An 18384-nucleotide genomic window follows, 5' to 3' on the forward strand; every position below is an offset into this window, starting at 1 on the left:
GTGGAATACATCCAGTACTACAACGAAGAACGCATCAAACTGAAACTGAAAGGTCTGAGCCCGGTAAAGTACCGGGAGCAGGCCCAATCGGCCGCGTGACCCCGTCCAAGTCTCGGGGGTCACTTCACCATGGGGGCTTGGCCGCGGCATCCATGCCGCGGACACTCCCGCAACCGGACTCACCCCCGCCTTCGACAGATTTTTGCGATCTGTCGGAGCACGGGGTCGGATCCCGTTGCTGCGCAACGGGCTCTGACCCCAATCTGGAATTCGATATCTGACAGATGTGTCGACCAAGGTCGACACCTACCAACAACCGCGCGTTCCAACAGTCGCCGTTACCCACAGCCGCGTGAACCTGTCAGAGGTGGGGCGGTGTGGGTGGGCAGCACCGTTGGCGCCATGGATGGCGCCATCGAGCCCCCATGGGTGAGGGCGCTTTGCTTGCGAAGCACTGCTTCGCAAGCGCCCGAACGCCCAGCCGCCAGCGGCTGGGCCGGTCTGGGGGTTTACGGCATGTCCTGCCCACCCACACCGCCCCGCCCCCCAAGGAATGCCCGCTTCTGCTGTTGCTGTTGAGGTTGCCGGCCAGCGGCCGGCACTACCGCAGGTGCAGGGCGCAGCCCTGCCGCCCCCCCTTACCGGCGGCGGCGCTTGCGGTCCACGTACAGGGTCCTGGCGATGCTCAGCACGATGCCGACACCGATACCCACCACGCAACCCAGCAGCAGGTTGTCGGCCCCCAGGCCCACACCCACGCCGACCACGGTGGCGATGACCATTTCGGCGGTGTGGGAAATCGGTTCGGGCTTCGGGGCGGACATGCGGACTCCAGCGTCAGATCAGTTCTTCGGGGTGGGCCAGTGGCCAGGAAACGACGAGGCCGGGTCGCCCCGGCCTCGTCTGGTGTCACGTGCAGCGATCCGTCAGTGCGACTCGGCCGGGCCTGCGATCGGTGGCAGCGGACGGGCGTCGCCGCCCTTGTCGTTGCCACCGTCCTTGTTCGACTTGTTCCAGCCGGCGGGCGGCGGCGGATCGCGGCCTTCCATGATGGCGTCGATCTGCGGCGCGTCGATGGTCTCGTACTGCAGCAGCAGCTGCGACATCGCATGCAGCTTGTCGATGTTGTCGGTCAGCAGCTGCGTGGTGCGGGCGTAGGCCTTGTCGAGGATGTTGCGTACCTCCTCGTCGATGCGGCGCGCCGTGTCGTTGGACACACTCTTGTGCTGGGTGACCGAGCGGCCCAGGAACACTTCGTCGTCCTCTTCGCCATAGGCGATCGGGCCGAGCTGCTCGGACAGGCCCCACTTGGTGACCATGTTGCGGGCCATCTTGGTGGCACGCTCGATATCGTTGGAGGCACCGGTGGTGACCTTGTCCTCGCCGAAGATCAGCTCTTCAGCGACGCGGCCACCGTACAGCGAGCACAGCTGCGACTGGATCGCCACGCGGTTCATCGAGTACTTGTCGCCCTCCGGCAGGTACATGGTCACGCCCAGCGCACGGCCGCGCGGAATGATGGTGACCTTGTAGACCGGGTCATGCTCAGGCACCAGGCGGCCGACGATGGCGTGGCCGGCTTCGTGGTAAGCGGTCAGGGTCTTCTCGTCCTCGCTCATGGCCATCGAGCGGCGCTCGGCGCCCATCAGGATCTTGTCGCGGGCACGGTCGAAGTGGTCCATCCGGACTTCCTTCTCGTTGCCACGCGCGGCGAACAGGGCGGCCTCGTTGCAGAGGTTGGCCAGATCCGCACCGGAGAAGCCCGGGGTACCGCGCGCGATCACCATCGGCTCGACGTCGTCGGCCAACGGCAGCTTGCGCATGTGCACCTTCAGGATGTGCTCGCGGCCCTTCACGTCCGGCAGGCCGACCACGACCTGGCGGTCGAAACGGCCCGGTCGCAGCAGCGCCGGATCCAGCACGTCCGGACGGTTGGTCGCAGCGATCACGATCACGCCTTCGCCACCTTCAAAACCGTCCATCTCGACCAGCAGCTGGTTCAGGGTCTGCTCGCGCTCGTCATGACCGCCGCCCAGGCCGGCGCCACGGTGACGACCGACGGCGTCGATTTCGTCGATGAAGATGATGCAGGGGGCGTGCTTCTTGGCCTGCTCGAACATGTCACGAACGCGGCTGGCGCCGACGCCGACGAACATTTCCACGAAGTCCGAACCGGAGATCGAGAAGAACGGCACCTTGGCCTCGCCGGCGATGGCCTTGGCCAGCAGCGTCTTGCCGGTACCCGGCGGGCCCACCATCAGCACGCCGCGCGGAATCTTGCCGCCCAGCTTGGTGAACTTGGACGGGTCGCGCAGGAAGTCGACCAGCTCGCCCACTTCTTCCTTGGCCTCGTCGCAGCCAGCGACGTCGGCGAAGGTGACCTTGATCTGGTCTTCGCCCTGCAGCTTGGCGCGCGACTTGCCGAAGGACATCGCGCCCTTGGCACCGCCGCCACCGCCCTGCATCTGGCGCATGATGAACAACCAGAAGCCGATGATCAGGATGACCGGCAGGAAATTCATCAGGATCGCGCCGAGGGAAATGCCGCTGGACGGCTCCTCCTGCACGATCTCCACGTTCTTGGTACGCAGCACGTTGATCAGGTCACGATCGAACGGTGCGGTGATGGTGGACGATTGCCCACCGCGGGTGGTGTAGGTCAGCTGGCTGGTGCCGCCGCGCATGTCGCCGCCAAAGGCGACCTTCTGCACGTTGCCGCTGTCCACCTGGTCCAGGAACTGCGAATACGACGCGCCCTGCGCCCCAGCCCCGGAGGACTTCGGCGAGAAGCTCTGGAAGACCACCATCAGCACGACGGCGACGACCACCCATAGCAGGAGGTTCTTGGTCAAGTCGTTCATCCTCATTGGCTCCGGTGTTCCTCTCAGTGCTGGCGTTGCGTTGGGGTCGAACTTGCGTACGTTGCGAGCTTACTTCATGTGGGCGCGTTTTCCCTGACCCAAGGCATACACCTCGGGAGAGCGCTTGCGCGAGGCTTCCGGCTTGCGGATGGAGACCTTGTCGTACCGACGGCGCATGTCGCGCACGTAGTCGTCAAAGCCCTCGCCCTGGAACAGCTTGATCAGGAATGCCCCACCGGTCTTCAGGTGGTTGTCGGCAAAATCCAGGGCCAGCTCCGCCAGGTGCATCATCCGCGGCTGGTCGACCGCGCCTACACCACTCTTATTGGGGGCCATGTCCGACAGCACAAGGTCTACCGGCTGATCCCCCAGCATGGCTTCAAACTGCGATAGAACGGCTTCTTCCCTGAAGTCACCATGAAGGAACTCCACGCCGGCAAGCGGCGGCATGTCCAGGATATCCAGTGCCAGCACGCGGCCGGTATCGCCGATCTGTCTCCGAACCTGCTGAGACCAGCCTCCCGGGGCCGCGCCGAGGTCGACCACCACCATGTGCGGCTTCAGCAACCGGTCACGTTCCAGCAGCTCTTCGAGCTTGTAGGCGGCGCGCGAGCGCATGCCTTCGGCCTGGGCCTTCTTCACGAAGGGGTCGGAGAAGTGTTCCTTGAGCCAGCGCTGGCTGCTTTTGCTGCGGGTAGCCATTGAAAATAGGGGCTGATGGGGTCCTCATGATACCCTGATCGCCCCATTCAACCGTGTTTTCCTGCATGTCCATCGCCCTGACCGCTTCCCAGACCCGTTTCCTGCGCGGCCAAGCCCACGATCTGAAGGCCCTGCTGCAGACCGGCGGCAAGGGCGTGACCCCGGCCTTCATCGCTGAGCTGAACGAAGTGCTGGAGCGCCACGAGCTGGTCAAGGTGAAGGTCGCTGCCGAAGACCGCGACACCCGTGACGTGATGATCGGCGAGATCGTCGAAGCCACCGAGAGCGCGCTGGTGCAGCGCATCGGCCACGTCGCCGTGCTGTACCGCCCGAGCAAGGAACAGCGCCAGATCGTGCTGCCGCGCGGCTGATCGCCTTACTGCCATGCAGCTGAACCACGAACCGCCCGATTACGCCTACAGCCTGCGCGCCGCCGATGGCCGCTCGGCCAAGGTGAATGACCAGGTGCTGGGCAGCAGTTTCTTCCTGACCCCGGACCAGCTGGTCACGCAATGGCCGGTAGTGAGCGCCACCGCGCTGCAGCTGGCTGACCTGGAGCCGATCCTGGCGCTGAACCCGGCGCTGATCGTGCTCGGCACCGGTGACCGCCAGGTGTTCCCGCCGGCAGTGGTGATGGCCGCCTGCCTGTCACGCGGCATCGGCCTGGAAGTGATGAACAATCCGGCCGCCGCGCGCACCTTCAACATCCTGGCCGGCGAAGGCCGCAAGGTCGCCGCCGCTTTCATTCTGGAAGGCTGAGGCGGCGCTGCCGGGCATGGTCCGGCGCCCCCTTAGGATCTCACGCAGCCTGTAGCGCCCGAGCCCGTGCTTGGGCGGCGCCGCATGGCGGAGAAAGGCAGCCGAGCGCAGGCTCGGCTCTACACATGCAACGCGCTCCAGGCCCCTGTAGCGCCCGAGCCGATGCTCGGGCGGCGCCGCTTCGCGGCGGAAAGACGCCGGGCATGGCCCGGCGCAATCGCATCTGACGATCAGCGCGCCGGCAGGTACTGCTGCGGGTCGACCGGCTTGCCGTTGTAGCGAATCTCGAAGTGGACCATGTCGCGGTTCGCACCGGTACGGCCCATTTCGGCGATCTGCTCACCGGCCTTCACGCTCTGCCCTTCATTCACCAGCCGCTTGCGGTTGTGGCCATAGGCCGACAGCCACTGGTCGCTGTGCTTGATGATGATCAGCTCACCGTAGCCGACCAGGCCGGCGCCGGAATACACCACCACGCCATTGGCGGTGGCCTTGACCGCCTGGCCGCTGGTGCCGGCGATGTCAACGCCCTGCTTGGTCGCATCACCAGCCACGTAACGGCCAACGATGGCGCCATCAGCCGGCCAGCGCCAGGCGATGTTGCTCTTCACCGGACCGACCGGTGCCGGGGCCGGCGTGGTGCTGCCGCCACTGCTGCCACCGGAACGCGGCGGGGTGACCACCGTGGTGGGCGCGCGGCCGCCGCTGGCACCGGCCGGATACAGCCGGATCACCTGCCCCGGATAGATCGTCGAGGGGTTGTCCAGGCTGTTCCAGGCAATCAGGTCGGCGGGGGTGATGTCATGGATGCGGGCCAGCGCATAGATGGTGTCGCCCTTGCGCACCACCACGGTCTGCCCAGGCTTGGGTACCGAGGTCTTCGGCGTGGTCACACCACCACCGGTGCTGCCACCACCAGGACGAACCACGGTGGCGGTGCCGCAGGCGGCCAGGGTGGAAACCAGCAACGCCAGCGCGCCGATGCGCACTCCCTTGCTCAGACGATCAGGACTCATGCGAACTTCGACCTCCATACAAGCCAGGCGATCAGCACCACCACCAGCGCGGTGGCAATCCAGCCCAGCGGTTCAATCCAGCGACGCAGTGCCGCTTCAGCACGCGCACCACCGATACGGATGACCGCAGCCAGCACGAACACGCGCTTGCCACGACCGATCAGCATGCTCAACAGGTACTGCGGCATCGGTACACCGACGATACCCGATGCCCACGTGAAGACCTTCATCGGGATGGGCATGAATCCGCCCAGCACCAGGAAGGTGAACACTGCCCACGGCGACTCGGCCATCTTCGCCTGCACGGTGGTGATGCCCTGCTCGATGGCCGGCAGCATGCCCAGCGCTTCAAACAGCGGCTTGATCGCCTCGAAGGCGTAGTGACCCAGCGCGTAGCCAACCAGTGCGCCGACCATCGAGCCGGCCAAGCTGAGGGTGGCGAACCACCAACCGCGCCTGGGCTGGGCCACGCACATCGGCGCCAGCATCACCTCCGGCATCACCGGGAAGATGATCGCCTCGAAGAAGCTCAACACCGTCAGGTAGGTCGGCGCGCGTTCGTGCGCCGCCCACTTCATCGCCCGCTCGTACAGCGGCCCGAAAATCTTCATGCAACCCTGCTCCGTGGATTAGTCGAGCATGCCAGACAGCAGCGGCACGAACGTGACCGGCGCCAGCACGTGTTGTTCGATGCTGCCGTCGGCCTTGCGGTCCAGCTGTACCAGCGACTGCGCCCCGGGGCCACCGACCGGCGCCACCAGGCGGCCGCCCTCGGCCAGTTGCTCGATCAGGGCGTCGACCAGTGCCGGCGCCGCCGCAGTGACCACGATGGCATCGAACGGACCATGCTCGGCCCAGCCGACGCGGCCGTCGTCATGCTTGGTGCGGATGTTCATGCCCAGCGCACGGAAGCGCTTGCGGGCCTGGCGCAGCAGATCACCGATGCGCTCCACGGTGTACACCTCCAGGCCCAGCGCACCGAGGATGGCGGCCTGGTAACCAGAACCGGTGCCGACTTCCAGCACCCGCTTCGGCGCGACTTGGAGCACCGCCTCGGTCATCCGCGCGACCACCCAGGGCTGCGAGATGGTCTGGCCGTGGCCGATTGGCAGCGCGGTGTCTTCATACGCACGCGAGGCCAGTGCCTCGTCGATGAACAGATGGCGCGGCACCACCCGGATCGCGTTCAAGGTCGGCTCGTCGACGATGCCGGCTTCGCGCAGGCGGTCGACCAGGCGGTCACGCACGCGCTGCGAGGTCATGCCGATTCCGACGGCTTCCGGTTGCAGGCGCAGGCGTGGACTCATGCCGGCTGGTCCAGCGCGGCACTGAGGCCGCCGACCCAGCTGGCCACTTTCTCCAGTGCCTGGTAGCGGGTCAGGTCGACCTGGATCGGGGTGATCGAGATATGCCCGGTGCGCACCGCATGGAAGTCGGTACCGGGGCCGGAGTCCTGCTCACGGCCGGCCGGGCCGATCCAGTACACCTCGTTGCCGCGCGGGTCCTTCTGCGCGATGCAGCCTTCGGCGCGGTGGCGGTTGCCGAGGCGGGTGACCTCGAAGCCCTTGACCTCGCTCCACGGCAGATCAGGCACGTTGACGTTGAGGATGGTGTCAGCCGGCAACGGATCGGCCTTGAGCCGGGCAACGATCTCCACCGCAGCGCGCGCGGCGGTCTCGAAGTGTTTCGGATCGTGGTTGCGGGTAACCAGCGAGACCGCCACCGCCGGCAGGCCGAGGAAGCGACCTTCCATCGCCGCCGAGACGGTGCCGGAGTAGATCACGTCATCGCCGAGGTTGGCGGCATTGTTGATGCCGGACACGACAATGTCCGGTTCGAACTCGAGCAGCCCGGTCAGCGCCAGGTGCACGCAGTCGGTCGGAGTGCCGGCCACCGAGACGGTGTAATGGTCGATGCGCTTGAGGCGGATCGGCAGGTCCAGGGTCAGCGAATTGCTGGCGCCGGAGCGATCGCGGTCGGGCGCGACCACCGTGACTTCGTGTCCGGCCTCGCGCAACACCGAAGCAAGCATCCGGATGCCTGCGGCGTCGACGCCATCGTCGTTACTGACCAGGATTCGCATCTTCGATTTAACCGCTTGATTTTCCAAGAATTCGATTCCGTCACCGTGCAGTGTGGGCGGGACCGTCGTACTCCCCTGCGGAAGCCGTCGACCCTGCAAGGGCATCGTCTATTGTGCCGCATGCGAGCCCCCGGTCCTACCCTGTCGGCGGTCATGACCGACATCGAACCGTCATAGGCAGAGCTGCGCCGGCGGTTTACCCTGTGCGCATGTCGCACCCTGAAGACGAAGATCCGGCCGCACTGTTCCGTGCGGCCATCGGCGAAGTGACGCCGCTGCGCAAGGATGCCGAGCCGGCGCCTGCCGCGCCCCGGCCGAAGCCGCGCGCGCGCATGGCCGAACGTGACGAAGCCGAAGCCGCCGGCGAATTCGCCCGGCTGCTGCGCGACAGCACGCCGCTGGAAGCCGGCGACGTGGCTAGCTATCGCCGCGACAACCTGCCACCACGCCTGTTCCAGCGCCTCAAGCGTGGCCAGTACTCGGTGCAGGACGAGCTGGACCTGCACGGCGCCACTGCGTCGCAGGCGGAGGCGCTGCTGCGCCAGTTCCTGCTGGAAGCGCATGCACACGAGTATGGCTGCGTGCGCATCATCCACGGCAAGGGCCTGCAGTCCGATGGCGGTGCGCCGGTGCTGAAGAACCTGGTCGATCGCCTGCTGCGGCTGCGCAACGACGTACTGGCGTTCCATTCGGCGCCGACGGGACAAGGCGGCACCGGCGCGGTGTTGGTGCTGCTGGCGCGGCGTTGACGAATCCGGCAGCAACCGGCCCGGTAGAAGTCGACTGTTAGTCGACTGCTCTTTGCAGCAGCACTCCGAAATCCCGCGCTGCGCGCGATAGTCGACTAACAGTCGACTCTCCCCCCGCCCGCCTGCTCAGGCCTGCGAGGCATCTTCGACGGGGCCGAGTTCGTGCAGCACGGCAGTGGCGTAGCAGCCCGGCGGCAGCGCGAACGATAGTTCAAGCACGTCGTCGGCCAGCCACTGGTGCTGCAGCAGCGCCGGGCGCAGGCGCAATGCGCGGCGCTCCTGCTTCAGGCGCGCGTCTTCCAGGCCGGCCCGCAGCGCCTTTGACTCGTCGTCGTCCAGTGCGGCCAGCTCCAGCTCACGTGCCGCGCCGGTGCTGCGCAGTTCGCCCTCGCCCCACAGCGGCGCACTGGGGTGGATGTCGAAACGCGCCAGGCGCTCGGCCAGCACATCGGTGTACGGCTCGGGACCGAACACGCTGCGGCTGCCATCGAGCATCCACACTTCGCCATCGAGCGGCTGATCCCAGTTGCCCTGCTCCACGCGCGCGGCCAGCACGCGGTTGAACAGCGCCGAACGGGCTGCAGAGAGCAGCAGCGAACGCTGGTCCTTGCGCATGCGGCGGCCACCGAACATCGCCAGTGCCGCCGGCACGTTGCCGCCGTCACGGCCAAAGCGCTGTTCGCCGAACCAGTTCGGCAGGCCTCGCTCGGCAATCTGCTGCAGGCGCTCGCTGATCGCCGTGGCATCACCCTGCACCTCGCGCAGTACCAACTTGAAGCGGTTGCCGGCCAGTGCACCGCGCTGCAGCTTGCGGTTGTGCCAGGTGGCTTCGAGCACTTCGATCTCGTCACTGGCCAGCTCGGCCAGGTCCGGCGCGATGCGCTTGGGCAGGTGCACGCTGAAACGCTGGGTGGTGACCGCGTGGCGGTCTTTCATCCCGGCGTAGCTCACCGCCATTTCCGGCAGGCCCGCCCACTTGGCCAGCAGCTTGGCCACATGCACGGTGTTGGCACCGCGCTTGCGGATGTGCAGCAGCAGGTGTTCGCCTTCACCGGTCGCCTCAAAGGCCGGCAGTTCGTCAACCTGGAAATCGTCCGGCGTGGTGCGGATGCGCGCCGTCAGCAACGGTGCACCAAACGCCAACGGCAGCGGGATCATGCCGCCACCAGCAATACCACCGCCTGTGCGGCAATGCCTTCGCCACGGCCGGTGAAGCCCAGCTTCTCAGACGTGGTGGCCTTCACACTGACCGCATCCAGCGGCAACTGCAGCAACCCACCGATGCGCTCACGCATCGCCAGCGCATGTGGGCCGACCTTCGGACGCTCGCAGATCACGGTGATGTCGGTGTTGCCGACGCGCCAGCCACGCTCGCGCAAAAGGCTGTCGCAATGGCGAACGAAATCACTGCTGTCGGCGCCCTTCCAGCGGTCGTCACTGGGCGGGAAATGCTGGCCGATGTCACCCAGCGCCAGCGCGCCGAGCATTGCATCGCACAGCGCGTGCAGGATCACGTCGCCATCGCTGTGCGCGAGCACGCCGCAGCTGTGCGGCACGTTCACGCCGCCAAGCATGATGTGGTCGCCTTCACCGAAGGCATGGACGTCGTAGCCCTGGCCGATGCGGACGGGCGGGAACGGTGCGGTGCTCATGGATGCAACCCTTGCTACAGGGCCGCGCGGACGGTCAGCCGGCGCGGCGGGAAAGTACGAATTCGAACCGGTCCAGATCGGCCGGGGTGGTGACCTTGAAGTTGTCCTCGCTGCCTTCCACCAGCAGCGGGCGCTGGCCCTGGCGCTCCATGGCCATGGCCTCGTCGGTGACTTCAACACCGGCGGCCGCAGCGTCAGAGAGCGCGCGGCTGAGCTGGTGGCGGCGGAACAGCTGCGGCGTCAGTGCGCGCCACAGGCGCTCGCGTGGCTCGGTGCCATCGATGCCGCCGTCGTCGCCGGCGCGCTTGAGGGTGTCGCGCACCGGCGCAGCCAGGATCGCCCCGACCGGGTCGGCACGACCGACTTCAAGCAGGCGACCGAGATCGGCCAGCGACAGGTTCGGCCGTGCAGCATCGTGGACCAGCACGAATTCATCGGCACGCACGGTGTCCGGCAACGCCTGCAACCCGGCCAGCACCGAGGCGGCACGGGTCGCGCCGCCGATGCAGGTCAGCACCGGCTTGCCCGACCAATCATTCCAGCCCGGCCAGTCGGCGTCGTCCTGGCCGATCACCACCATCGCTCCGGCCACGGCGGGGTGCGCCAGCAGCGCGTCCAACGTGTGGGCGAGCAGTATCTGCCCGCCCGCCTGCAGGTACTGCTTGGGCAGCGGTGCACCGAAGCGGGTGCCACGGCCGGCGGCCGGAACAACGACCCAGATCGCCGCGCTCATGGCACGTCTGCCGGGTGTTCGCCGGCCTGGGCAGTGACGCCGGCAGCAGGCTGCGCCGGGTGGACCGGCGCATCCTCGACCACGCGGTAGAACTTCTCGCCAGGCTTGATCATGCCCAGCTCGCTGCGCGCGCGTTCCTCGATGGCGGACTGGCCTTCCTTGAGGTCCTTCACTTCGGCAGCGAGCGCGTCGTTGCGCTGCTGCAGACCCTCATTGTCCCGCTCCTGGTTGGCGACCTGGGCTTCGAGCATCATCACTTCACCCGAATTGCCCGGACCGAACCAGAAGCGGTACTGCAGCCAGCCCAGCAGCAGGGCCAGCACCAGCAGCATCCAGCGCCAGTCGCGCATCGGCTCAGCGCTTCAGCGAAACGAACGCGTCACGACCGGCGTAACGCGCGCCGGCGCCGAGGGCTTCCTCGATGCGCAGCAGCTGGTTGTACTTGGCCACGCGATCGCTGCGGCACAGCGAGCCGGTCTTGATCTGGGTGGCGGTGGTGGCCACCGAGATATCGGCAATGGTGGTGTCTTCGGTTTCACCCGAACGGTGCGAGACGACGGCGGCATAGCCGGCGCGGTCGGCCATCGCGATCGCTTCCAGGGTTTCGCTGAGCGTGCCGATCTGGTTGACCTTGATCAGGATCGCGTTGGCGGTGCCCGAGTCGATGCCTTCCTGGAAGATCTTCGGGTTGGTCACGAACAGGTCGTCGCCGACCAGCTGGACCTTCTTGCCGATGCGGTCGGTCAGCAGCTTCCAGCCGGCCCAGTCGTTCTCGGCCAGGCCATCTTCAATCGTGATGATCGGGTACTGCGCGGCCCAGTCGGCGAGGAAGTCGACGAACTGCTCGGAGGTCAGGCGCTTGTTCTCGCCGACCAGGTTGTACTTGCCGTTTTCGAAGAATTCGCTGGAGGCCACGTCCAGACCCAGCAGCACGTCTTCACCGGCGGTGTAGCCAGCCTTGCCGATCGCTTCGAGGATGGTGTCCAGCGCTTCGACGTTGCTGCGGAAGTCCGGTGCGAAGCCGCCTTCGTCGCCGACCGCCGTGCTCAGGCCGTGACCCTTCAGCACCGACTTCAGCGAATGGAAGATTTCGGTGCCAGCGCGCAGCGCTTCAGAGAACGAGGTGAAGCCGACCGGCAGCACCATGAACTCCTGGAAGTCGACGTTGTTGTCGGCGTGCGCGCCGCCGTTGATGATGTTCATCATCGGCACCGGCAGCGAGGGGGTCACGCCGGTCTTGGCCGCCAGGTACTGCCACAGCGCCTGCTTGTTCGATGCGGCGGCGGCGTGCGCGGCGGCCATCGAAACACCCAGCAGCGCGTTGGCGCCCAGGCGGCCTTTGTTCTCGGTGCCGTCGAGGTCGATCAGGCGACGGTCGAGGCCGGCCTGGTCGGTGGCTTCGAAGCCCTTCAGCGCATTGGCGATGGTGGTGTTGACGTTGTCGACAGCCTTGCGCACGCCCTTGCCCAGGTAACGGGTCTTGTCGCCATCACGCAGCTCGACCGCTTCCTTGGTGCCGGTCGAGGCGCCGGAGGGAACCGCGGCACGACCGAACGAACCGTCCTCCAGGATGACTTCGGCTTCCAGCGTGGGGTTGCCACGGCTGTCGAGGATTTCACGGGCGTGGATGCTGCGGATCGTACTCATGGTCGGGCCGGTTACCTGTATGGAGAGGGGGCGACAAAACGAATGCCGCGTGATTATCCCCGGCTGCCCGCCACTTGCCAAATGGCGTGGGCGGCCTCAGCCCCAACTGGACCCGATCACGATCAGGATCATCGACACCAGCATCACCAGCAATGCACCGGCAATCGCTGCCAGGATGGGGCCACGCCGCCGTCGCCAGGCCAGCACCATCGCCACCGGACTGCCCAAGAAGGACAGCACCATCGTGACCAGCGCGCCCAGCAGCCACCACTGCGTGGCCTGCACGCCGTTGTTTCCGTCCCCCGGCGGCCGGAAACCGGACGTGAAGGCAAGCACGCCCACCACCAGGGCGATCCAGGTCAACACGGACAGCCCCAGGGCGATCAGGCCCCAGGGCCAGCCGCGCGCTGACGTGCTCGTATTCATCAAAGCAATCCGTAGAACAGGGCGCCAAGCCACAGCGAAAGCAGGATGATCGCCAGGCCAGCGGCCACCTTGCCGCGGTTCAGCCGCCACGCAAGTACAGCGGCAGCGACGCAGCCCACGGCACCGAGCAGCTCCACGACCAGCAGCCCAATGAAGTACGCCCGCAGATGGAGCGCACTGCTGCCATCACCGGGTGGCCGCACCGACGCAGCGCCGATCAGTACCAGCCCGAACATGCCCACGGTAAACAGCACGGCCAGGCCCAGTGCGATCAGGCCCCAGGGCCACCGTTTCCAGTGCCGGCGGTGACGCTGGGTTTCCAGCGCCAGCCACGGGTCACGACTCACGCGAAGCGCGAGAAGCCGTGCTTCTTGGTCACCGCATCGAGTTCCATCAGGGTCTCGAGCAGTGCTTCCATCTGGTCCAGCGGCCATGCATTGGGGCCATCGGACAGCGCCTTGGACGGGTCCGGATGGGTCTCGGCGAACAGGCCGGAGATGCCCACCGCCACGGCGGCGCGGGCCAGCACCGGCACGTGCTCACGCTGGCCACCGGAACTGGTGCCCTGCCCACCCGGCAGCTGCACCGAATGGGTGGCGTCGAACACCACCGGGCAACCGGTATCGCGCATCACCGCCAGCGAACGCATGTCGCTGACCAGGTTGTTGTAGCCGAAGCTGGCACCACGTTCGCAGACCATGATCTGCTCGTTGCCGGTGGCCTTGGCCTTCTCCACGACCGGCTTCATGTCCCACGGCGCCAGGAACTGGCCCTTCTTGATGTTGACCGGCTTGCCGGCCGAGCACACCTTGCGGATGAAGTCGGTCTGGCGGACCAGGAACGCCGGGGTCTGCAGCACGTCCACGACCGAAGCCACTTCGTCCATCGGGGTGTATTCGTGGACGTCGGTCAGCACCGGCACGCCGATCTGCTTCTTGACCTCGGCCAGGACCTTCAGGCCCTCTTCCATGCCCGGGCCGCGGAACGCGGTGCCGGAGGTGCGGTTGGCCTTGTCGAAGCTGGACTTGAAGATGAAGTTGACGCCGAGCTTGTCGGTGACTTCCTTCAGCTTGCCGGCGGTATCGAGCTGCAGCTGCATCGACTCGATCACGCAGGGGCCGGCGATCAGGAACAGGGGCTGGTCCAGCCCGACCTCGAATCCACACAGTTTCATGGCGTTTCCTTGTTGTCCGCGGCACCGGCCGGGCCGGTGCGCTGGGGGTTGAAGCGTGCAAGATGGGGGCCGGCGGCCCCCATCACAAGTCAGGCGCGGGCTTCCTGCAGCAGCTTGCCGCCAGCCTTGCGCTCGCGTGCGGCACGAATGAAACCGATGAACAGCGGGTGGCCGTCACGCGGCGTGGACAGGAATTCCGGGTGCGCCTGGCAGGCCAGGAACCACGGGTGCGCATCGCGCGGCAGCTCCACCACTTCCACCAGGGTGTCGTCCATCGACTTGCCGGCGATCACCAGGCCCGCATCTTCCAGCTGGGTGCGGTAGCGGTTGTTGAACTCGTAGCGGTGGCGGTGTCGCTCGGCAACCACGTCCTTGCCGTACAGCTCACGGGCCAGCGTGCCCGGCTTCAGGCGCTGTTCCTGCAGGCCCAGGCGCATGGTGCCACCGAGGTCGCTCTTGTCATCACGCTTTTCGACGTCGCCGGTTGCCGTGCGCCATTCGGTGATCAGGCCGATCACCGGGTTCGGCGACTGGCGGTCGTTCTCGGTGCTGTTGGCACCTTCCAGGCCCACCACGTTGCGGGCGTAGTCCACCACCGCCGCCTGCATGCCGTAGCAGATGCCGAAGTACGGCACGTGCTGCTCGCGGGCGAACTTCGAAGTCAGCACCTTGCCTTCGAAACCACGGTCACCGAAGCCGCCCGGCACCAGGATGCCGTCGACATCGGCCAGTGCGGCCATGTCGGTGCCTTCCAGGTCCTGTGCTTCCAGCCACTTCAGGTTGACCTTGGTGCGCTGGCGCAGGCCGCCGTGCTTGAGCGCTTCGCCGACCGACTTGTAGGCATCCTGGTGATCGACGTACTTGCCAACCACGGCGATGGTCACTTCGTCCAGCGGATGCAGGGTCGCGTCGACCGCGTCTTCCCACATCGACAGGTCGACCGGACCGACCTTGTCGGCCAGCTTCAGCTGGTTGACCACGATCTCATCCAGGCCCTGCGCATGCAGGCCCGACGGAATGCGGTACAGCACGTCCACGTCCGGCACGCTGATCACCGCGCGCTCGGAAACGTTGGTGAACTGGGCGATCTTGCGGCGCTCCGAATCCGGCACAGCCTGTTCCGAACGGCACAGCAGCACGTCCGGCTGGATGCCGATCGAGCGCAGTTCCTTCACCGAATGCTGGGTCGGCTTGGTCTTCAGCTCACCGGCGGCGCCGATGTACGGCACCAGGGTGAGGTGCATGAACAGCGCCTTTTCCGGGCCGCGCTCGGTGCGCACCTGGCGGATCGCTTCCAGGAACGGCAGCGATTCGATGTCACCCACGGTGCCGCCGATCTCGACCAGGGCCACGTCGTAGCCTTCGGTGGCTTCATCGATGCAGCGACGGATCTCGTCGGTGATGTGCGGGATGACCTGCACGGTCGCGCCCAGATAGTCGCCGCGGCGTTCCTTGCGGATCACGTTCTCGTAGATGCGGCCGGTGGTGACCGAGTTCTTGCGGCTCAGGCGGGTGCGCACGAAGCGCTCGTAGTGGCCCAGGTCGAGGTCGGTCTCGGCGCCGTCGTCGGTGACATACACCTCACCGTGCTGGAACGGGCTCATGGTGCCCGGGTCGACGTTGATGTACGGGTCGAGCTTCATCATCGTGACCTTCAGGCCACGGGCTTCGAGAATGGCGGCCAGCGACGCGGCGGCAATGCCTTTGCCGAGCGAGGACACCACGCCGCCGGTTACGAAAATCAAGGGAGTCATGGCTGCAAGCATCCTTTCTGGAAATGGAAAACGGCAGCACCACGCGCGCCCGGAGGGCAGGCATGGTGCTCAGAGGGGGTTTTCCGGTTCGCTGTGGCAGCGAGGGAGGTGCGGATCCGTGCGACGGCAGGCGCCGGACGGGGACCACCGTGCGAGGTCGGGGCGACCGTGCCGGTCAAATCGACCGTCACCTGCGACCCGCCATGCTGGAAGCCACGCTTGGCCGCTCCAGCCCATTCGCAAATGGTGGACACGCACTTACTCCCGGAAAGCCATAGTTTACAGATTGATGGCCGCCAACCCAAGGGGCTTGTGTGGCCGATCCAACAAAAAACGCCCCGCTGGGCGGGGCGTTCCGGTGCGCAACCCTTGTGGCAAGGGCGCCTGGCAGGTTGCGGGGATCAGCGCTTCTTCCGCGCCTCTTCCTCTTCTTCCTTCTGCGGGGCCGGCTGGCCCTGCGCCTTCATCTCGGCATTGGCCTGGGCACGACGCTTGGCCTTGGCATCGGCCTCGGCCTGCGCCTTGTCGGCCTGGCTACCCTGCTCCGGGGCGGGCTGGCCGGCGTTCTGCGCCATCACCAGCGGCACTGCAACGGCGGCAGCGGCCAGGATTGCAATGGTCAGCAACTTCTTCATGGAGTCCTCCTCGCGGTATGGCTTGGACGTTTCAACCCAACGGGGGTCGCCGGCGTTCAGATTCCAGCGGCTGCCATTTTACCCCCTCCCCGGCGCCGAGGCTGAACCGCAGGCGTGCAAATTCCCCGTCCAGACCGCACACTTGCGCGTCGCTCCGCGCTTTAGAAGATAGATGAACGCCCGCTATAACGCCGCCGATATTGAAGTCCTGTCCGGCCTTGACCCGGTCAAGCGCCGTCCCGGCATGTATACCGACACCGCGCGCCCGAACCACCTGGCGCAGGAAGTGATCGACAACTCGGTGGACGAGGCCCTCGCCGGCCACGCCCGCTCGATCGAGATCACCCTGTACAAGGACGGCAGCGTGGAGGTCAGCGATGACGGCCGCGGCATGCCGGTGGACATCCATCCGGAAGAGAAGATCCCGGGCGTCGAGCTGATCCTCACCCGCCTGCATGCCGGCGGCAAGTTCAGCAACAACAACTACACCTTCTCCGGCGGCCTGCACGGCGTCGGCGTCAGCGTGGTCAACGCGCTGTCGACCCTGGTGGAAGTGCACATCAAGCGCGAAGGCGCCGAACATCGCATCACCTTCCGCAATGGCGACCGCGCCACGCCGCTGGAAGTGGTCGGCAGCGTCGGCAAGAAGAACACCGGTACCCGCGTGCGCTTCTGGCCCGACCCGAAGTACTTCGATACGCCGAAGTTCGCGGTGCGCGCGTTGAAGCACCTGCTGCGCGCCAAGGCCGTGCTGTGCCCGGGCCTGACCGTGAAGCTGACCGACGAAGCCACCGGTGAAGTGGATACCTGGTACTACGAAGACGGCTTGCGCGATTACCTGAAGCTCGAACTGGGCGAGCGCGAGATGCTGCCGGCCGAGCTGTTCGTCGGCAACTTGAAGAAAGACACCGAGATCGTGGACTGGGCCGTGGCCTGGCTGCCGGAAGGCGAGCTGGTGCAGGAAAGCTACGTCAACCTGATCCCCACTGCCCAGCACGGCACCCACGTCAACGGCCTGCGCACCGGCCTGACCGAGGCGCTGCGCGAGTTCTGCGACTTCCGCAACCTGCTGCCGCGTGGCGTCAAGCTGGCCCCGGAAGACGTGTGGGACCGGGTGTCGTTCGTGCTGTCGCTGAAGATGACCGACCCGCAGTTCAGCGGCCAGACCAAGGAACGCCTGTCCTCGCGCCAGGCGGCCGGCTTCATCGAAGGCGCCGCCCATGATGCGTTCAGCCTGCTGCTGAACCAGAACGTGGAGCTGGGCGAGAAAATCGCGCAGATCGCCATCGAGCGCGCCAGCGCGCGCCTGAAGACCGAAAAGCTGGTCGTCCGCAAGAAGGTGACCCAGGGCCCGGCCCTGCCTGGCAAGCTGGCCGACTGCATCAGCCAGGACCTGTCGCGCACCGAGCTGTTCCTGGTGGAAGGTGATTCGGCAGGTGGCAGCGCCAAGCAGGCACGCGACAAGGATTTCCAGGCCATCATGCCGTTGCGCGGCAAGATCCTGAACACCTGGGAAGTCTCGTCCAACAGCGTGCTGGCCTCGGAAGAAGTGCACAACCTGGCCATCGCCATCGGTTGCGATCCCGGCAAGGACGACATCAGCGGCCTGCGCTACGGCAAGGTCATCATCCTGGCCGACGCGGACTCGGACGGCCTGCACATCGCCACCCTGCTCACCGCCCTGTTCCTCAAGCACTTCCCGGCGCTGGTCGACGCCGGCCACGTGTTCGTGGCGATGCCACCGCTGTTCCGCATCGATGTGGGCAAGCAGGTGTTCTATGCCCTGGACGAGGAAGAGAAACGCACGATGCTGGACAAGATCGAGCGCGAGAAGATCAAGGGCGCAATCAACGTGACCCGCTTCAAGGGCCTGGGCGAGATGAATCCGCCGCAGCTGCGTGAATCCACCATCCATCCGGATACGCGCCGCCTGGTGCAGCTGACCGTGGACGATGGCGAGCAGACCCGTTCGCTGATGGACATGCTGCTGGCCAAGAAGCGCGCCTCCGACCGCAAGGGCTGGCTGGAGAGCAAGGGCGACCTGGCTTCGCTGGAAGTCTGACCCGACGCGGGGCCGGATCCGTTTCCTGCAGGGAAACGGCTCTGGCCCCAACGCCCGGTAGTGGCGGGCGGGGGGGGGGGCCCCCCCCCCCCCCGGGGTTGACGCCGCTATGCCCGCCCGCCGCCCGCCCG

Annotated in this window: 22 protein-coding genes; 5 read left to right on the top strand and 17 right to left on the bottom strand. The window is 66.4% G+C overall.

Features of this window, described 5'->3' with window-relative positions:
* On the top strand, window positions 1–99 hold a 99-nt coding region (locus V3B46_RS15005), incomplete at its 5' end, for an IS3 family transposase (protein ID WP_197616391.1).
* Window positions 100–638: 539 nt separating this feature from the next.
* Here the strand turns inward: V3B46_RS15005 and V3B46_RS15010 are convergent.
* From V3B46_RS15010 to rlmE, 3 genes are all read right to left on the bottom strand, one after another.
* Window positions 639–824 (bottom strand): hypothetical protein, encoded by a 186-nt coding sequence (locus V3B46_RS15010; RefSeq protein ID WP_021202558.1) that lies wholly within the window; start codon window positions 822–824, stop codon window positions 639–641.
* Between the two features lie 102 nt (window positions 825–926).
* On the bottom strand, window positions 927–2861 hold the full coding sequence (ftsH, locus tag V3B46_RS15015) for an ATP-dependent zinc metalloprotease FtsH (RefSeq protein WP_164171323.1): 1935 nt from the start codon (window positions 2859–2861) through the stop codon (window positions 927–929).
* 69 nt (window positions 2862–2930) lie between these two features.
* Window positions 2931–3563: a 23S rRNA (uridine(2552)-2'-O)-methyltransferase RlmE gene (rlmE, locus tag V3B46_RS15020; RefSeq protein WP_005409014.1), complete on the bottom strand. Its 633-nt coding sequence runs from the start codon at window positions 3561–3563 to the stop codon at window positions 2931–2933.
* A 65-nt stretch (window positions 3564–3628) separates the two neighbouring features.
* Here rlmE and yhbY point away from each other — a divergent pair, with 65 nt between their 5' ends.
* The gene (gene yhbY / locus V3B46_RS15025; protein ID WP_154263081.1) at window positions 3629–3934 is read left to right on the top strand and encodes a ribosome assembly RNA-binding protein YhbY; all 306 of its coding nucleotides are present in this window, start codon (window positions 3629–3631) and stop codon (window positions 3932–3934) included.
* Window positions 3935–3947: 13 nt separating this feature from the next.
* On the top strand, window positions 3948–4322 hold the full coding sequence (locus tag V3B46_RS15030) for an Mth938-like domain-containing protein (RefSeq protein ID WP_012510659.1): 375 nt from the start codon (window positions 3948–3950) through the stop codon (window positions 4320–4322).
* A 230-nt stretch (window positions 4323–4552) separates the two neighbouring features.
* Here the strand turns inward: V3B46_RS15030 and V3B46_RS15035 are convergent, their stop codons facing one another.
* The 4 genes from V3B46_RS15035 to surE are packed head-to-tail and all read right to left on the bottom strand — an operon-like array spanning window position 4553 to window position 7421.
* Window positions 4553–5338 carry a peptidoglycan DD-metalloendopeptidase family protein gene (locus V3B46_RS15035; RefSeq protein WP_032130122.1) on the bottom strand — a complete coding sequence of 262 codons (786 nt, stop codon included), beginning with the start codon at window positions 5336–5338 and terminating at the stop codon, window positions 4553–4555.
* A complete protein-coding gene (locus V3B46_RS15040) occupies window positions 5335–5949 on the bottom strand; it encodes a YqaA family protein (RefSeq protein WP_154263080.1) in 615 nt (204 codons plus the stop codon). Before V3B46_RS15040 ends, V3B46_RS15035 begins: the two co-directional genes overlap by 4 nt.
* An 18-nt stretch (window positions 5950–5967) precedes the next feature.
* Window positions 5968–6645 (bottom strand): protein-L-isoaspartate(D-aspartate) O-methyltransferase, encoded by a 678-nt coding sequence (locus tag V3B46_RS15045; protein ID WP_010485977.1) that lies wholly within the window; start codon window positions 6643–6645, stop codon window positions 5968–5970.
* Complete coding sequence (gene surE / locus V3B46_RS15050; RefSeq protein WP_010485979.1) at window positions 6642–7421, bottom strand: 5'/3'-nucleotidase SurE; 780 nt, start codon at window positions 7419–7421, stop codon at window positions 6642–6644. Before surE ends, V3B46_RS15045 begins: the two co-directional genes overlap by 4 nt.
* Before the next feature lie 209 nt (window positions 7422–7630).
* Between surE and V3B46_RS15055 the strand changes: the two genes are divergently transcribed.
* Window positions 7631–8170 carry a Smr/MutS family protein gene (locus tag V3B46_RS15055; RefSeq protein ID WP_154263079.1) on the top strand — a complete coding sequence of 180 codons (540 nt, stop codon included), beginning with the start codon at window positions 7631–7633 and terminating at the stop codon, window positions 8168–8170.
* 126 nt (window positions 8171–8296) lie between these two features.
* Here V3B46_RS15055 and truD read toward each other — a convergent pair whose 3' ends face one another.
* The 10 genes from truD to V3B46_RS15105 all read right to left on the bottom strand — a co-directional run bounded on the left by truD (window position 8297) and on the right by V3B46_RS15105 (window position 16191).
* Entirely contained in the window at window positions 8297–9328 is a 1032-nt protein-coding gene (truD, locus tag V3B46_RS15060) for a tRNA pseudouridine(13) synthase TruD (RefSeq protein ID WP_329892245.1), read from the bottom strand.
* Entirely contained in the window at window positions 9325–9822 is a 498-nt protein-coding gene (gene ispF / locus V3B46_RS15065; RefSeq protein WP_005409005.1) for a 2-C-methyl-D-erythritol 2,4-cyclodiphosphate synthase, read from the bottom strand. The genes truD and ispF overlap by 4 nt, the downstream gene beginning before the upstream one ends.
* 34 nt (window positions 9823–9856) lie before the next feature.
* Window positions 9857–10555, bottom strand: coding sequence for a 2-C-methyl-D-erythritol 4-phosphate cytidylyltransferase (gene ispD / locus V3B46_RS15070; RefSeq protein WP_154263077.1), 699 nt, complete (start codon window positions 10553–10555; stop codon window positions 9857–9859).
* A complete protein-coding gene (gene ftsB / locus V3B46_RS15075; protein WP_032130117.1) occupies window positions 10552–10905 on the bottom strand; it encodes a cell division protein FtsB in 354 nt (117 codons plus the stop codon). Before ftsB ends, ispD begins: the two co-directional genes overlap by 4 nt.
* A gap of 4 nt (window positions 10906–10909) precedes the next feature.
* Window positions 10910–12202: a phosphopyruvate hydratase gene (eno, locus tag V3B46_RS15080; RefSeq protein ID WP_032130116.1), complete on the bottom strand. Its 1293-nt coding sequence runs from the start codon at window positions 12200–12202 to the stop codon at window positions 10910–10912.
* Between the two features lie 96 nt (window positions 12203–12298).
* The gene (locus V3B46_RS15085; protein WP_164080498.1) at window positions 12299–12628 is read right to left on the bottom strand and encodes a hypothetical protein; all 330 of its coding nucleotides are present in this window, start codon (window positions 12626–12628) and stop codon (window positions 12299–12301) included.
* A complete protein-coding gene (locus V3B46_RS15090) occupies window positions 12628–12975 on the bottom strand; it encodes a hypothetical protein (protein ID WP_329892246.1) in 348 nt (115 codons plus the stop codon). The genes V3B46_RS15085 and V3B46_RS15090 overlap by 1 nt, the downstream gene beginning before the upstream one ends.
* Window positions 12972–13802 (bottom strand): 3-deoxy-8-phosphooctulonate synthase, encoded by an 831-nt coding sequence (gene kdsA, locus V3B46_RS15095; RefSeq protein WP_014036736.1) that lies wholly within the window; start codon window positions 13800–13802, stop codon window positions 12972–12974. Before kdsA ends, V3B46_RS15090 begins: the two co-directional genes overlap by 4 nt.
* A gap of 89 nt (window positions 13803–13891) precedes the next feature.
* Complete coding sequence (gene pyrG / locus V3B46_RS15100; RefSeq protein WP_032130113.1) at window positions 13892–15556, bottom strand: CTP synthase; 1665 nt, start codon at window positions 15554–15556, stop codon at window positions 13892–13894.
* A 401-nt stretch (window positions 15557–15957) separates the two neighbouring features.
* Window positions 15958–16191, bottom strand: coding sequence for a hypothetical protein (locus V3B46_RS15105; RefSeq protein WP_262084421.1), 234 nt, complete (start codon window positions 16189–16191; stop codon window positions 15958–15960).
* A 172-nt stretch (window positions 16192–16363) separates the two neighbouring features.
* On the opposite strand from V3B46_RS15105, the gene parE reads away from it, so the two are divergent.
* Window positions 16364–18253 carry a DNA topoisomerase IV subunit B gene (gene parE, locus V3B46_RS15110; RefSeq protein WP_329892247.1) on the top strand — a complete coding sequence of 630 codons (1890 nt, stop codon included), beginning with the start codon at window positions 16364–16366 and terminating at the stop codon, window positions 18251–18253.
* The last annotated feature ends 131 nt before the right edge of the window (window positions 18254–18384 follow it).

Source organism: Stenotrophomonas sp. SMYL11 (assembly GCF_036320005.1).
Classification (GTDB): Bacteria; Pseudomonadota; Gammaproteobacteria; order Xanthomonadales; family Xanthomonadaceae; genus Stenotrophomonas; species Stenotrophomonas maltophilia_A.

Excerpts from the sequence above, each read along its gene's own strand:
- ispF (WP_005409005.1), bottom strand. The coding sequence starts at position 9,822 with ATGAGCACCGCACCGTTCCCGCCCGTCCGCATCGGCCAGGGCTACGAC.
- V3B46_RS15035 (WP_032130122.1), bottom strand. The coding sequence starts at position 5,338 with ATGAGTCCTGATCGTCTGAGCAAGGGAGTGCGCATCGGCGCGCTGGCG.
- V3B46_RS15045 (WP_010485977.1), bottom strand. The coding sequence starts at position 6,645 with ATGAGTCCACGCCTGCGCCTGCAACCGGAAGCCGTCGGAATCGGCATG.
- yhbY (WP_154263081.1), top strand. The coding sequence starts at position 3,629 with ATGTCCATCGCCCTGACCGCTTCCCAGACCCGTTTCCTGCGCGGCCAA.
- rlmE (WP_005409014.1), bottom strand. The coding sequence starts at position 3,563 with ATGGCTACCCGCAGCAAAAGCAGCCAGCGCTGGCTCAAGGAACACTTC.
- V3B46_RS15040 (WP_154263080.1), bottom strand. The coding sequence starts at position 5,949 with ATGAAGATTTTCGGGCCGCTGTACGAGCGGGCGATGAAGTGGGCGGCG.
- eno (WP_032130116.1), bottom strand. The coding sequence starts at position 12,202 with ATGAGTACGATCCGCAGCATCCACGCCCGTGAAATCCTCGACAGCCGT.
- V3B46_RS15105 (WP_262084421.1), bottom strand. The coding sequence starts at position 16,191 with ATGAAGAAGTTGCTGACCATTGCAATCCTGGCCGCTGCCGCCGTTGCA.
- V3B46_RS15030 (WP_012510659.1), top strand. The coding sequence starts at position 3,948 with ATGCAGCTGAACCACGAACCGCCCGATTACGCCTACAGCCTGCGCGCC.
- surE (WP_010485979.1), bottom strand. The coding sequence starts at position 7,421 with ATGCGAATCCTGGTCAGTAACGACGATGGCGTCGACGCCGCAGGCATC.
- ftsB (WP_032130117.1), bottom strand. The coding sequence starts at position 10,905 with ATGCGCGACTGGCGCTGGATGCTGCTGGTGCTGGCCCTGCTGCTGGGC.
- V3B46_RS15010 (WP_021202558.1), bottom strand. The coding sequence starts at position 824 with ATGTCCGCCCCGAAGCCCGAACCGATTTCCCACACCGCCGAAATGGTC.
- kdsA (WP_014036736.1), bottom strand. The coding sequence starts at position 13,802 with ATGAAACTGTGTGGATTCGAGGTCGGGCTGGACCAGCCCCTGTTCCTG.
- V3B46_RS15055 (WP_154263079.1), top strand. The coding sequence starts at position 7,631 with ATGTCGCACCCTGAAGACGAAGATCCGGCCGCACTGTTCCGTGCGGCC.
- parE (WP_329892247.1), top strand. The coding sequence starts at position 16,364 with ATGAACGCCCGCTATAACGCCGCCGATATTGAAGTCCTGTCCGGCCTT.
- truD (WP_329892245.1), bottom strand. The coding sequence starts at position 9,328 with ATGATCCCGCTGCCGTTGGCGTTTGGTGCACCGTTGCTGACGGCGCGC.
- pyrG (WP_032130113.1), bottom strand. The coding sequence starts at position 15,556 with ATGACTCCCTTGATTTTCGTAACCGGCGGCGTGGTGTCCTCGCTCGGC.
- ftsH (WP_164171323.1), bottom strand. The coding sequence starts at position 2,861 with ATGAACGACTTGACCAAGAACCTCCTGCTATGGGTGGTCGTCGCCGTC.
- ispD (WP_154263077.1), bottom strand. The coding sequence starts at position 10,555 with ATGAGCGCGGCGATCTGGGTCGTTGTTCCGGCCGCCGGCCGTGGCACC.
- V3B46_RS15085 (WP_164080498.1), bottom strand. The coding sequence starts at position 12,628 with ATGAATACGAGCACGTCAGCGCGCGGCTGGCCCTGGGGCCTGATCGCC.